Source organism: Macrococcus sp. CoH-51_TC_04 (assembly GCF_058188655.1).
In genome coordinates, this window is the sequence record NZ_JBVGOY010000003.1 from 159,901 (window position 1) to 173,823 (window position 13,923).

General features: G+C 36.2%; 12 protein-coding genes. All 12 read right to left on the minus strand.

From position 1 onward, the window contains the following. Positions 1 to 58: 58 nt before the first annotated feature. Positions 59 to 2,137: an ATP-dependent zinc metalloprotease FtsH gene (ftsH, locus tag ACZ2V4_RS04840; RefSeq protein ID WP_219493342.1), complete on the minus strand. Its 2,079-nt coding sequence runs from the start codon at positions 2,135 to 2,137 to the stop codon at positions 59 to 61. A gap of 106 nt (positions 2,138 to 2,243) precedes the next feature. Beyond that, positions 2,244 to 2,783, minus strand: coding sequence for a hypoxanthine phosphoribosyltransferase (gene hpt / locus ACZ2V4_RS04845; protein ID WP_283722615.1), 540 nt, complete (start codon positions 2,781 to 2,783; stop codon positions 2,244 to 2,246). 1 nt (position 2,784) lies between these two features. Then, positions 2,785 to 3,996, minus strand: coding sequence for a tRNA lysidine(34) synthetase TilS (tilS, locus tag ACZ2V4_RS04850; RefSeq protein WP_419895181.1), 1,212 nt, complete (start codon positions 3,994 to 3,996; stop codon positions 2,785 to 2,787). Positions 3,997 to 4,077: 81 nt separating this feature from the next. Beyond that, on the minus strand, positions 4,078 to 4,464 hold the full coding sequence (locus tag ACZ2V4_RS04855) for a S1 domain-containing RNA-binding protein (protein WP_219493345.1): 387 nt from the start codon (positions 4,462 to 4,464) through the stop codon (positions 4,078 to 4,080). 101 nt (positions 4,465 to 4,565) lie between these two features. Next, a complete protein-coding gene (locus ACZ2V4_RS04860; RefSeq protein ID WP_490514565.1) occupies positions 4,566 to 4,955 on the minus strand; it encodes an FtsB family cell division protein in 390 nt (129 codons plus the stop codon). Positions 4,956 to 4,966: 11 nt separating this feature from the next. Next, complete coding sequence (locus ACZ2V4_RS04865; protein ID WP_041636228.1) at positions 4,967 to 5,233, minus strand: RNA-binding S4 domain-containing protein; 267 nt, start codon at positions 5,231 to 5,233, stop codon at positions 4,967 to 4,969. Then, positions 5,220 to 6,395: a MazG nucleotide pyrophosphohydrolase domain-containing protein gene (locus ACZ2V4_RS04870; protein WP_490514566.1), complete on the minus strand. Its 1,176-nt coding sequence runs from the start codon at positions 6,393 to 6,395 to the stop codon at positions 5,220 to 5,222. The genes ACZ2V4_RS04865 and ACZ2V4_RS04870 overlap by 14 nt, the downstream gene beginning before the upstream one ends. Before the next feature lies 1 nt (position 6,396). Then, a complete protein-coding gene (locus tag ACZ2V4_RS04875; protein ID WP_490514567.1) occupies positions 6,397 to 7,905 on the minus strand; it encodes an oligosaccharide flippase family protein in 1,509 nt (502 codons plus the stop codon). Beyond that, on the minus strand, positions 7,895 to 11,395 hold the full coding sequence (gene mfd / locus ACZ2V4_RS04880) for a transcription-repair coupling factor (protein WP_490514568.1): 3,501 nt from the start codon (positions 11,393 to 11,395) through the stop codon (positions 7,895 to 7,897). The genes ACZ2V4_RS04875 and mfd overlap by 11 nt, the downstream gene beginning before the upstream one ends. Beyond that, positions 11,392 to 11,961: an aminoacyl-tRNA hydrolase gene (pth, locus tag ACZ2V4_RS04885; RefSeq protein ID WP_099482377.1), complete on the minus strand. Its 570-nt coding sequence runs from the start codon at positions 11,959 to 11,961 to the stop codon at positions 11,392 to 11,394. Before pth ends, mfd begins: the two co-directional genes overlap by 4 nt. Positions 11,962 to 12,073: 112 nt before the next feature. Beyond that, positions 12,074 to 12,706, minus strand: a complete 633-nt coding sequence (locus ACZ2V4_RS04890) for a 50S ribosomal protein L25/general stress protein Ctc (protein WP_219493350.1) — start codon at positions 12,704 to 12,706, stop codon at positions 12,074 to 12,076. A 236-nt stretch (positions 12,707 to 12,942) separates the two neighbouring features. After that, entirely contained in the window at positions 12,943 to 13,908 is a 966-nt protein-coding gene (locus tag ACZ2V4_RS04895) for a ribose-phosphate diphosphokinase (RefSeq protein ID WP_490514569.1), read from the minus strand. Positions 13,909 to 13,923: the final 15 nt, after the last annotated feature.

The following is a 13,923-nucleotide window of genomic DNA, read 5'->3' on the forward strand; positions in this document are numbered from 1 at the left end:
ACTCTCCTTTAAAAAATCCCTTTTCATCTCATAGTAAAGAAGAAAAGGGATTGGTTTGTTAAAATTTATCTTTATCTAATCTATCTACTTTAGGTTCTGGTTCTTGTTCATTTTCTTCAACAGGTACATCTGGATTTTTTAACTGCTCTTTCACTTCTTCATAAGATGAGCCTGTTTCTTCTTCATCTTCATCCTCATCCTTAATCGTAACACGGCTATTATCTGAAGTATTGTCCATTACTTTCTCATCTTTTTCTTTAATATGATATAAATGAGAATCATCGTAGCTTACTTCTGGTAGTGTCCCGTTTTCAAATAAGCTATTGATTTGGTTGGCAACTAGTGTTTCTTCTGTTAATAACGTCTTAGCAATTAAATTAAGTTTGTCTTGATTTTCAAGTAAAATCTGTTTACAACGTTCGTAACTTTCTTTGATGATACGTTGTACTTCAAGGTCAATCTCATAAGCAATCTGATCTGAATAATTAGCTTCGTGACCCATATCACGTCCAAGGAATACTTCACCTTGTGATTGGCCGAATTGTAATGGTCCAAGCTTATCGCTCATACCATATTCAGTTACCATTTTACGAGCAATTCCTGTCGCACGCTGGAAGTCATTGTGTGCACCTGTAGATACTTCACCGAATGTAATTTCTTCTGCTACTCGTCCACCAAGTAAACCAACAATCTTGTCTAACAACTCAGGCTTCGTCATGAAATAACGATCTTGCTTCGGTAACATCATTGCATATCCACCGGCATTTCCACGTGGAACGATTGTTACTTTGTGAACCATCTCTGCTTCATCAAGTACACAACCGATAATGGTATGACCTGCTTCGTGCCATGCAACAATATTTCGTTCTTTTACCGAGATAACACGTGATTTCTTCGCTGGACCAGCAATTACACGGTCTGTTGCTTCATCAATATCACGCATATCAATTTTAGTCTTACCTTGACGTGCCGCAACAAGTGCTGCTTCATTTAATAGATTTTCTAAATCTGCTCCAGAGAACCCAGGAGTACGTTGGCTAAGTGCCTTTAAGTCTACTGTTTCATCGAATGGTTTGTTACGTGCATGTACTTTAAGTACTGCTTCACGACCCTTAACGTCCGGTGCACCTACTTGAATTTGACGATCAAAACGTCCTGGACGAAGTAAGGCAGGGTCAAGTATATCCGGTCTGTTCGTAGCTGCAATCATAATGATTCCTTCGTTTTCACCGAAACCATCCATTTCAACTAATAACTGGTTTAATGTTTGTTCACGTTCATCGTGACCGCCACCGACACCAGCACCACGTTGACGTCCTACTGCATCAATTTCATCGATAAAGATAATACATGGTGCATTCTTCTTTGCATTTTCAAATAAATCACGTACACGACTAGCACCAACACCGACAAACATTTCCACGAAGTCAGAACCACTAATTGAGAAGAATGGTACGCCTGCTTCACCAGCAACTGCACGTGCAAGCAATGTCTTACCTGTACCAGGAGGTCCTACTAAAAGAACACCTTTAGGAATTCTTGCACCCATCTTCTTAAATTTACGATTGTCTTTTAAGAAATCGACAATTTCAACAAGCTCTTGCTTCTCTTCATCAGCTCCAGCAACATCGCTGAAACGTACTTTTTTCTTCTTATCGTCATATAATTTGGCTTTCGATTTACCGAAATTCATAACACGGCCACCGCCGCCGCCACCTTGTGATTGAGAGAGGAAGAAGATAAAGACGAATGCTAATAATAAAATCGGGATTAGTGTACTTAACATACCTAAAAATACATTTTCTTTATCAGCTGGTTTAATATCAAACTTTAAATCACCTTTTTGATCTTCGGCAATTTTAGTAATCTTCTCTAAATCTTTCTGGTTGTTATACATCAGTACAGAAGTAAATGTTTCATTTGCTTTTGCACCTTTTAACTTTCCTTTTACGAGGTAAACTTCCTGTCCTGGCTGAATTGTCATTTCTTCAACTTCGCCTTTTTCAAGTTCGGACATGAGTTTTGTATATGTCATTTGCTTGGGCATTGATCCAGTGCCGTTAATCATCGAGAACACACCGAATATTACAATACCAACAAGCGCTACCATTAAAATACTACGAAAGGCTTTTTGCATTCAAATTTTCCTCCTACTCCATATATAAAGCTAAAAAGCATTTTACCATATTTAACTATATTCAATCTACTATTTAAACTTAAGGGGAAATAACAACATTTGAGTGTTATTTAGTATATACTTCTTCTTTCAGCAAACCGATATACGGCAGATTTCTATAATGCTCTTGATAGTCAAGGCCATATCCTACTACAAACTCATCCGGTATTTTTTCACCTACATATTTTGCTTCGATATCTACCTTTCTGCGCATTGGTTTATCGAGTAATGTGACGATTTCGATTGAGTTAGCCTTGCGATACTTTAATAAGTCTACAATAGCATTTAACGTAGTACCTGTCTCAAGAATATCTTCTATGATGATCAAATCACGACCTTCTACAGAAACATCTAAATCCTTCAAAATCTTTACTTCTCCAGTGGATTCCATTCCGCCATGATAACTAGACACATCCATAAATTCTAATTCAACATGGGTATCAATATTTTTAATAAGATCTGCCATGAATAAAATTGATCCCTTTAATATACCGATACACAGCGGGTTTTTCCCAGCGTAATCTTTAGTGATTTCACTTCCTAACCGTTTGCAAGTATCTTGAATTTGTTCGCTCGTTAAAATTGTACTTTTAATATCATTGTGCATATTAATACTCCTTTGAAATTTTTATATGTTGATTCATAAAATGGTTACTCGACTTTAAATTTCCAATAGCAATGATTATTCCCTCATATACTATGAGCGGAATAGTGTCTCTTTCATATATGGGAATCTTTAAATCTTTCATTATTCTAGAAACCTTTTGATGATGACCATCAGTAGAGAGCACATCTCCTTCTTGACGATTCCTTACTATTATATCACTTTTTAAATAATTTACTTGAATCATATATTCATTAAATTTATACTTCCCTGGTAACGAAATGTGAAGAAAGTTATTCTTCTCTTCTTGTTTACGCACCGTAATGTGGTCATAGGCCATATACAATGTATATTCTCCAAATGTATATGACGCGTGCGTAGCCTCCGTCTTCATCACTCGTATGATCTCATCAACTTCACGCACACTGATAGATTCATCTATAAAATGACTTAATAATGACTGGATGACATATTGCTGCACAAGATGATTCTCTTTCTTTAGCTGCGTACGGTTAACACTGTTAATTTCTATACCTTCTGAATACTTCACCGCACATTGTCTGACCAATGATTGTGCCAAGTCTATGTAATGGGCAACGTGTAGCAAGTTATCTTTTGAAAGCTTTGCCTCATCTAACTTATCTATAATTTCATTCCTTATGTAATTACGAGTATACTTTATCTCTTCGTTTGATTCATCTTCCATAAATGGAACACGTTCACGCTCTGCATATTGATACAATTCTGATTTAGAATAATTTAATAGTGGCTTCCCGTAATTCACCGTACCCTTTACAATCATCTGCATACTTGGAGGCTGAAAAGTAAAACGGTTAGATAGCAACCTGAAGAATATCGTTTCAATCTGATCATCTTTATGATGCGCGGTCAGAACCCAGCTGATACCTTTTTCTTTTGCAGTCCACTCAAAAAAAGCATAGCGGAGTTTCCTCGCTTTGTGCTGAATACTTTTGCTTAAATCGAAAGTTCCTTGTGGTATCGTATAGACGATAAGTTCGAGTCCATGTAATGTACAATATCGTTGCAACATCTCTTGTTCTTCTTGCGATATATCACGTAACTGATGATTAACATGCAGTACATATAACTGCTTAAAGCACCCTGATTGTCTTATTTTATCGAGTAATACCATACTATCAACACCGCCCGAAACAGCAACGCCAATGTTCTCATCTTTTTTCCAGAAACGTTCCATTTCATCACCTTTTATCAATAAAATAAAACAATCTCACTAAAGTAATATTTAAGTGAGATTGTTTAATGCTAAAAAATAATATTAGCGTTTTGATCCACGACCACCACGACGAGATTCTGATTGTCGCTTAATTGAAGTTTGTCTGTCTTCACTGTCTTTTAGGAAGTTTGATAATTGTTTCTCAAAATCTTCTGGTTTTTTTTCAACTTTAGGGGCTACAGGTTTTTTAGGACGCTCTTTTGCTTTCTTAATAGAAAGACTAATTTTACCATCCTGACCAATCGTCAATACTTTAACTTCTACTTCATCGCCGACTTTTAAATGATCTGCAACATTCTCTACATAGCTATCTGCAACTTCACTGATGTGTACAAGACCACTTTTTCCTTCAGGTAATTCAACGAAAGCACCGAAATTTTTAACACCTGTAACTTTACCTTTTAATTTGTTTCCAACTTCAATTGACATAAGATTAATAAATCCTCCTGATAAAATTCTTCATAATATACCATTATATGCTTACTCACTACTTTTTACAACGCTATAAATCTAAATAGTCAGTGAATTCTTTATTGCCCTTCACTATCTGACTTCGAATCTTTATTATCCGGTAACTTAAAGATTACTTCTCCATCATTGCTCAGGAAATATTCACTTCTTGCTATTTTCTCAATATATTCTTTACTATTGAGTTGTTTTAGCTTTTCTCTAAGTACAATCTCTTTTTCCTGCAATTGCTTATATTCTGCACGTTGCTTAGCATGCTCTTCTTTTAGGTGGTTATTGACACTTATCTGATATAACAACACTCCCGTTAGAAGTAGCAAGATACTCAATAATCCTCCACCGAATACGAACAACCTTTTCTTTATTACTCGATTATTTTTTCTTTTCCTTCGTTCTCGCAACGCTTTTTCTGAAGTATAGTCATTGTCCAGATTACTCACTTTTTTTGCCACGCATAACACCTCTATTCATCAGCGTGTATTTTTTCTTCTGACACCACTTCAAACATACCTTTTGCATTATCTTTTGTTGCATGCTCTTTTAAATCAGTCACTTTAACCGTGATAACACGTTGTCCAAGCCTTACTTCCAATACGTCATCAATCGTTACATTGCTTGAGGCCTTAGCCACATTGCCATTGATTTTAATGCGTCCCTGGTCACTGACTTCCTTTGCTAAAGTACGTCTTTTTATCAACCGTGATACTTTTAAATATTTATCGAGTCTCATTCTCTTCACCTACCAATACTTTAAGTGCTTGCTGAACTGTCATTTTCTGATTGTTAACCAAATCATATAATTTTAAATATAAATCTGCAAAAATTTTCTCTTGTTTTATCTGTTTTTCTTCTTTACCTTCTGATTGCTTTGCATTTTTCCACACTTGATTTAATTCTTCAATGCTGTTTACTTCTACTCCTTCTCCAAATATATGCGGATGACGTCTAATCATCTTTTCGCTAATAGCCTGGACAATTTCACGTGTATCAAACATCATTGACTTCTTGCCAATCGCACCATGGAACACTACTTGAAGAAGTATATCTCCTAACTCTTCAAGTATATGGTCGATATCATCATTATCAATCGCTTCAAATAATTCATATGTCTCTTCCAAAAGGTAACGTTTCAAGCTAGAATGGGTTTGAACTTTATCAAATGGACATCCGTCATCTGCAACTAATCTATCCATAATGGATGTTAAATATTCAAAATCTCCAACATAATGTTCTTGACTTAACGCAGGTACAAAAAGCGAAGTTAAATTAGATAGCTCAAAGTCATGATCCATCTCATATAAAGGGCACCACTTAACTGCTGATCCTTGCCCTCTGGCACCTGTAACTATAGCAACTTTGTGATCGTCAGGGTATTTCTCCATCAATGTAACTTTCACATCTCCTGCTATCATCTGATCGTATACTTGCGTGATGATTAATGCATTTCTAATATTAATCGCTTCACTTGTCATCATCGTCCCGTCCAGCATTTGAAATCCATTATTAGGATCAAATGATACTGCCTGGAATAAGTCATCGATAAAGCTTTTCCCACCTAACACTTCTATATCGATAGCTTTATCCTGTAATAATAACTCCGTTGTAGATTCTGCCACCATTGGATGTCCAGGAACTGCATAAACAATATCATCATCCATCGCTTTTTCTTTTAAAGTCTGAACAATTTCTGCATATACTTCGCTAAATTGATTATGCTTTTCATACACTTCATCGAAACTGATCCACTCGATATCTTCTAAATCTTCTACTACCGGATGCGTTAATGTACGAACATATACTTTATCTACTTTATTTAAAAAGCGATAAATACCAAACGGTAGTTCATCTAACCCATAGTTCCCTAATCCTACCACTGTTATCTTACCCATCAAATCATCCTTTCATTAATTTTATCATTATATTTCCAAACGGTAGATGATACCACTCTTGTACACTGATAATCTTCCATTTCACCATAGCATACAATACAACAGTCAATCCTATAACCACACCCATAATAGATACACCCATAGCTGTAAGTCTTGTACTATAAGGAATCACTAATATGCATTGAATGGCGATACTCATTACAGTAAGTGCTAGCAACCAGCGTTTTATAAAGGTATTTAATTTTAGTTCATATATTTTTTGTACTTTGTAATAAAGACATAGTGTATACATTACAAGTCCAGCCACAGTAGCTATTGATGCCCCTGTGATGTCGAACTGTGGTATTAACAACAAGTTAAGCAGAAACTTCGTCATGATTCCGGCTATGACAGCTACCAACTGAATACGAAATGCGTTATAGATTTGTAGCATGGCTGTAAACATAATAATCAGTGATACGAATATTACAGATAACATATATATGGCTAACGCTTCATATCCCGTTATCGTTTCAAATAAAAATAAATTTAGAGGACGAATTAAATTCATCAATCCTACAGCAGCTGCACTACTGAAAACGATTGTTATCTTCAAAGCACTATCCGCATAAGATTTCATTTCAGTTAATGCATTCTTAGCTCTGCACTCTGCTAATACTGGAATGAGCACGAGCGAAAATGACGTTGTTACTATAAGCCCCACTTGAATTAACGAGCTGCCTCGGTCATAAACTCCTTTTAGTTCTCTTGCTTCATCTAAACTCATTATTTGTTTCAGTTGATTAATCATCGTAAAACTGTCAACCAGCTGCCATAAAATGAGTACTAAATAACTTAAGCTATAAAAAAATATTAAAGTAAAGAAATCGAGATAATAGGTTCGTACCTCATTGTTTTGATAATTACTTTCAAGATGCGTAAACCCTTTTACCTTTAAATAGATATAAGCAGCACTCAAACCTAAAAACGATCCGAATATACTGATGCTACCACTTTCATACACTGAAAAATCAGCTTTTACAAACAAGGTAATTGCAAACAATATCGTTATAACCCTAACAATCTGTTCAATAACCTGACTGACAGCAATATGCTCCATTTGATGTTTTCTTTGAAGCTGTCCACGCGCCAAAGCCACAAATGGAAATGGTAGGAGTACTAATGCAGATACTTGCAACATGCGCTCAAGCTCTGTATCTCCCATAAGAAATGCAATATGTTTACTAAATACAACAATTAACACTAAACTCAGTAAACTAACCATCGCCAGTATACTTCTTAACTGTTTCATAAATAAAGTGTCATACTGCGACTGACTGACAACGGAGGGAATCGCATTTAAAGATAGCACTGAGACAATTGCAATTAGCGGATACACTTGTTGATAAGCATATAACCCGGTATCCCCTAATACATTTTGGTATGGCACTCTATATATTGCACTTAATACCTTTACGAATAGCATTGTAAGCGTTAAGATAATTACGCTATTAAAGACTGGCTTATTCTCCATCCATCATAATTCCTTCCTGAATTCGATGAGATAGCTGCACAAGTGCAGATAACCAATTTGATTGTTTCTTTAATATAAATGTCAGTTTATTATCTTTGTATTCAATCTTCAAATCTCTGCCAAAAGATTCTGTCGCTTTAAATAAACGCTCACCATTAACTTTAGTCGTTGTTGCTTCTGAAGCTTCCAGTTCAATCGATTTTCCTGTGTCTCTCACTTGTACAATACCGAAGCTTAATGCATTTACTTTAATTTCAACAATTTTCATGAGGTGATCTACGGCTTCTGGATATTCCCCGTAACGATCGGTCATTTCGTCTTGGACATCGATCAGTTCCTGCTCTGTCGTAACACTACGTAATTTCTTATAAAATTCAATCTTTGCCTGTTCTTCTCTTATATATTCTGCCGGAATATATGCATCTATTTCTACATCAACCTCTAATTGTGGCACCGCTTCTTCCTCTTTAATCCCCCGTTTTTCATTCACTGCTTGCTGTAGCATTTCTGAATACAGGTCATATCCCACTGAGTCAATGAATCCGTGCTGTTGTTTTCCTAGTAGATTCCCTGCACCACGAATATTTAGATCACGCATCGCAATTTTAAAACCTGAACCAAGTTCAGTAAATTCCTTAATCGCTTGTAGTCTTTGCTCTGCAACTTCAGTGAGTACTTTATTCGGCGCATGAAGGAAGTATGCATAACTAATTCTATTACTACGACCAACACGTCCGCGCAGTTGGTACAGCTGACTTAATCCGAAACGATCTGCATCTTCAATTATCAATGTATTTGCATTCGGCACATCCACCCCTGTTTCGATAATCGTAGTTGTAACAAGAATATCATATTCGCCATTAATAAAGCCGAGCATCGTTTCTTCCAATTCTCTTTCAGACATTTGTCCATGTGCTACCGCAATCCTAGCATCAGGCATCATCATCTCGAGCTGTTCTGCCTTTTGATAAATGGTAGCAACGCGATTATAAAGGTAAAACACTTGTCCATTCCTTGATAATTCTCTTTCCATCGCTTCTTTTATGAAGTTATGCTGGTACTCAAGTACGTAAGTCTGCACTGGGAATCTATTTTCTGGCGGCGTCTCAATCACCGATAAATCTCGTACACCTAACAAACTCATATGCAATGTTCTTGGAATTGGTGTCGCTGTTAGAGTTAATACATCTACATTCGTCTTTAATGCTTTAATCTTTTCTTTATGCGTCACGCCGAAACGTTGCTCTTCATCTACAATCAGCAATCCCAGATCTTTGTATACGATATCTTTCCCGAGTAATTTATGTGTTCCGACAACGATATCTACAAACCCTGATTTGAGTCCTTTCTTTGTTTCATTAACTTCTTTCGTCGTTCTAAAACGACTCATCATCTGCACTTCTACCGGATAATCCTGCATACGCTCAATAATTGTTTCATAATGTTGCTGGGCTAATATTGTTGTAGGTACCAAGAACGCAACTTGTTTCCCATCCATAACAGCTTTAAATGCCGCGCGGATTGCAACTTCCGTTTTACCGTATCCAACATCTCCACATAACAGACGATCCATCGGCTTACTTTTTTCCATATCACCTTTAATTTCGATAAGACTTTGCTTTTGATCATGCGTCGGTTCATACGGAAAGTCCATTTCAAAGTTTTCTTGTTCTTCAGTATCCGGACCAAATTGATACCCTTCTATGCGTTCGCGTTCTTGGTAGAGCTTTAATAATTCTTCCGCAATATCCTCAACGTTCTTTTGAACACGCGCTTTCGTTTTTTTCCACTCTGTTCCGCCAAGTTTATTGAGCTTTGGATCCTTATCTTCTGAACCAACGAATTTTTGTACTTGGCTCATCTGATCAACAGGGACAAACAGTTGATCCGTACCTTTATATTGAATCTTAATATAGTCTTTATGCAGTTTATTAACGAGCAATGTCTCTACACCAAGATAACGGCCAACACCGTGATGTGTATGAACAACATAATCACCTATATTTAGTTCTTGATACGATTTTATTTTCTCAGCATTTGATAATTTTTTTTGAGTACGTTTTGGTTTTTCTTTACGTAACTTAAACAGTTCTCGCTCCGTTATAACAACTAGTTTCATATAAGGAAGTTCGAGCCCTTCTGAAAGATCCCCTTGTACAATTGTAGATATACCAGGCTTGCTTTCATCGATATTAAATGTTACTGGAAGATTCATATCAGTGAGCATCGACTTAATCTTTTCTTTTCGCGTATCATTTGTTGCTAACACCACTATATTAAAGTCATTCTTACGATAACGATCAAACTCTGAGAACATTAAGTCATATTGACCATAAAATTGTTGCACAGGTTTACATGAAAACTTAAAAACCTCATCGATCACTGCAGTCATACTTGCAGTAAATAAAGTGAAGTACGCAACTTTATGTTTATTCGTAAGTGCTTCTAAACTACCTTCTTTGATAAACGTCTGACCAATAAATCCACGACCAGATTCGATCAGTGATTCCATAAATTCGCTGTTTTCTCGAATCGCCGCATCTTTAGCCTCTATCACACGATTATATTCATCAATCACAATGATGGCATCCTCTTTAAAATAATCTGCAATTGTCGTCTCTTCACGATAGGCAAATTTAACCATGCGACGCAGAATATTATGACTAAACAACTCCGTCATATTAAGTTTTACCGTTTCATAAGTTTCTCTTAAATCATCTCGGACATTCGTCTTAATCTTCGTACGTGTGTTCTCAAATGCTTCGCTGAGATTATCTGACATCAACTTTAAATCTTCAGCAGAAAAAATAAATTCACTTGCAGTCGATAACTCCACCTTATCTATATTATGCAACGAACGTTGACTATCAATATCAAATGCACGAATCGAGTCTACTTCGGTGTCAAATAGTTCGATACGTACAGGTTCACCAATCATTGGGTATATGTCAATGAGTCCTCCACGAACGGAAAATTCTCCTAATGTTGTTACACGTTCTGTCTTTTGATATCCCATATCAATGAGTCGTTGCTGCAATTCCACTAAGTCTATATCAACACCTAACGTAATTTCTAAATGATATTTTAGGAATGTTTCTTTTTGACTAATTAATTTCTCAAGCCCATTCACCGGAATGAGAAATAGCCCATTTTGGCCTTTTGCCAAATGGGTGAGGGTTCTTATACGCTCTTGCATAAGGTCCGGACTCTTTGTAGAGAATTCTTCAATCATGATATCTTGTACAGGAAATTTGAAGACATCTTCTTCATTGACGAGCTGTACGAGATCTCTTTCTAACCTTTCAGCCTGATAAAGGTTGCTTGTAACAACAACCATCTGTTTTTGATGATGCATATAACTTTCAGCGAGCATCATTGCTTTTGCAGATGGGTTTAATCCAGTGATTAGTATATTTTTATTACCGATTGCATTGTTATAATCTTGAAATCGCTCATCTTTATATATGAGTTTATCTATTATTTGTTTCATACATCACCATTATACTGATTCATAATATTTTCAAATCTTTCACCTGCGATGAATGCCTCTACCGCCTTAATAGTCTGATCTATTACTTTATCCATAATAATCATTTCATCATGGGTAAATTTCTGTAAAACAAAGTCAACGACCTTTAAATGGCCCGTCGGTCTACCAATACCGATTCTAATTCTTTTAAACTGATCTGTTCCTAGATGCTGAATCAATGATCTAATACCATTATGTCCCCCAGCAGATCCTTTTTGGCGTAAGCGTAGTCTACCAGGCGGCATATCTAAATCATCATATAATACAAGTAAATCTTCTGTTGAAACATTAAAGTAATCCATCAATGGCCTCACTGCTTCGCCAGACAAGTTCATATATGTCATTGGTTCTATTAGCAGGACTTTTTCACCATTTATCATCGCAATTGTATAGAGTCCTTTAAATTTCTGTTGATTGAGCTCTAAATTATATGATTCAACCAAACGATCAACTACCATAAAACCTATATTATGTCTTGTTAATTCATACTTCTTTCCAATATTCCCTAAACCAACAATGCACTTCATAAATTATTCCTCCGAATTAATAATACTTCCATTATAGACAAATTATAATAATAATTCATTAAAGACACAAAAAGAGATGAGACTATAAGCCTCATCCCTAAAAACTAACGTATTATTCAGCTTTTTCTTCGCCTTGAGCGTCCTCTTCAGAAGCTTCTTCACCTTCAGCAGCTTCGCCTTCTTCTGACTCTACTTCGACTGTTGGTGGAACTACAGATACAATCGCTTCATCGTCTTCATTATTAATTGTATAAGCTTTACCTGATTTCAAATCTCCTACCATAATTGAATCTCCGATATTTAATTCAGTTACATCAACTTCAATCGTTTCAGGAATTTCATCTGGTGTAGCTGTTACAGATAACTGGAACAGTGGCTGTTGAACTACGCCACCTTCTTTAACACCTTGAGCTTCGCCTGTTAAGTTTATAACAACATCTACCGTTAATTCAGATTTCATATTAATTGCTAAGAAGTCAATATGCGTAACCTTATTTTTAAGAGGATCGACTTGATAATCTGAAACCATAACTTTAATAGTTTTTGCACCCACTCCTAGTTCAATAACTCCGTTGCGCCCAACTTCACGAATAACTTTAACGAATTCAGGCTCATCTACTTTAACTGAAGTATTTGATGCACCGTAGCCATAAACAACTGCAGGAATCTTACCTTCATTTCTAATCTTGTTTAGTTCACCTTTAGTTTGTTTACCTTGTCTAATAATTGCTTTTAATGAAGTCATAATATAATCTCCTTTTTGCGCACCATCGCGCTCCTACGTTTACCCATCAGTTGTGAAAACCTGCTTGTAAAACGTTTATTGTGTTCATCGATATATTATAAGTACCCATTATTTTTAACTAATAAACATAATTTTTAATTTTTAATTTTTACTTCGAAAGATGCAACAAAACCCTTTTTACTATTATGATTGACGGCCTAGACGACTGAATGCTCCTACCCAATTTCTTCTTGTTACTAATCAAATAAAATACTTACAGACTCTTGTTCATATACACGCACAATTGCCTGTGCTAAAAGTTCTCCTACAGATAATTGCTTAATCTTAGCTGGCTTATTCTCTTCTGGTAGAATAATGGAATTTGTTACAACCAGCTCTTTAATAGCCGAGTCCTCGATACGTTGATATGCTGGCCCTGATAGTACAGGGTGCGTACAACATGCATATACCTCTTTAGCACCTTTATCAATCAGCGCTTGAGCAGCAAGTGTAATTGTACCAGCAGTATCAATAATATCATCGATGATAATCGCCGTCTTACCATTGATATCTCCTACAATATTCATAACTTCTGCTACATTCGGTTTTGGACGACGTTTATCAATAATCGCAATCGGCGCTTTTAATCGATCTGCCATCTTACGTGCACGTGTCACCCCACCATGGTCAGGTGATACAACTACGATAGACTCTTTGTCAATCCTTTCTTTCGCATCGAAATAATCTGAAAGAATCGGAACACCCATGAGGTGGTCAATTGGAATATTGAAGAATCCTTGAATTTGCGGCGCATGTAAATCAAGAGCAATTACACGGTCTGCTCCTGCTTTTTCCATCATATCTGCAACAAGTTTTGCCGTAATTGGTTCCCGACTTCTTGCTTTACGATCTTGTCTTGCATAGCCATAATATGGCATAACGATGTTAATAGTTTCTGCTGAAGCACGCTTTAGTGCGTCAATCATAATTAATAGTTCCATTAAGCGTTCGTTAACAGGATTTGAAGTAGGTTGAACGATGAATACATCACATCCTCGAATACTTTCTTCAATATTAATTTGAACTTCCCCGTCACTAAAACGTTTAACACTTGATTTTCCTAAAGGAATACCTACGACTTTAGCAATTTCCTCTGCTAAAGGTTTATTACCATTTAATGCAAAGATTTTTAAAGACGTATTCTTATATTCGCTGTTCATCATTTTTTAAGCCTCCGT

Coding starts and splice junctions, on each gene's coding strand:
- ftsH (WP_219493342.1), bottom strand. CDS start 2,137: ATGCAAAAAGCCTTTCGTAGTATTTTAATGGTAGCGCTTGTTGGTATT.
- hpt (WP_283722615.1), bottom strand. CDS start 2,783: ATGCACAATGATATTAAAAGTACAATTTTAACGAGCGAACAAATTCAA.
- tilS (WP_419895181.1), bottom strand. CDS start 3,996: ATGGAACGTTTCTGGAAAAAAGATGAGAACATTGGCGTTGCTGTTTCG.
- ACZ2V4_RS04855 (WP_219493345.1), bottom strand. CDS start 4,464: ATGTCAATTGAAGTTGGAAACAAATTAAAAGGTAAAGTTACAGGTGTT.
- ACZ2V4_RS04865 (WP_041636228.1), bottom strand. CDS start 5,233: ATGAGACTCGATAAATATTTAAAAGTATCACGGTTGATAAAAAGACGT.
- ACZ2V4_RS04875 (WP_490514567.1), bottom strand. CDS start 7,905: ATGGAGAATAAGCCAGTCTTTAATAGCGTAATTATCTTAACGCTTACA.
- mfd (WP_490514568.1), bottom strand. CDS start 11,395: ATGAAACAAATAATAGATAAACTCATATATAAAGATGAGCGATTTCAA.
- pth (WP_099482377.1), bottom strand. CDS start 11,961: ATGAAGTGCATTGTTGGTTTAGGGAATATTGGAAAGAAGTATGAATTA.
- ACZ2V4_RS04890 (WP_219493350.1), bottom strand. CDS start 12,706: ATGACTTCATTAAAAGCAATTATTAGACAAGGTAAACAAACTAAAGGT.
- ACZ2V4_RS04895 (WP_490514569.1), bottom strand. CDS start 13,908: ATGATGAACAGCGAATATAAGAATACGTCTTTAAAAATCTTTGCATTA.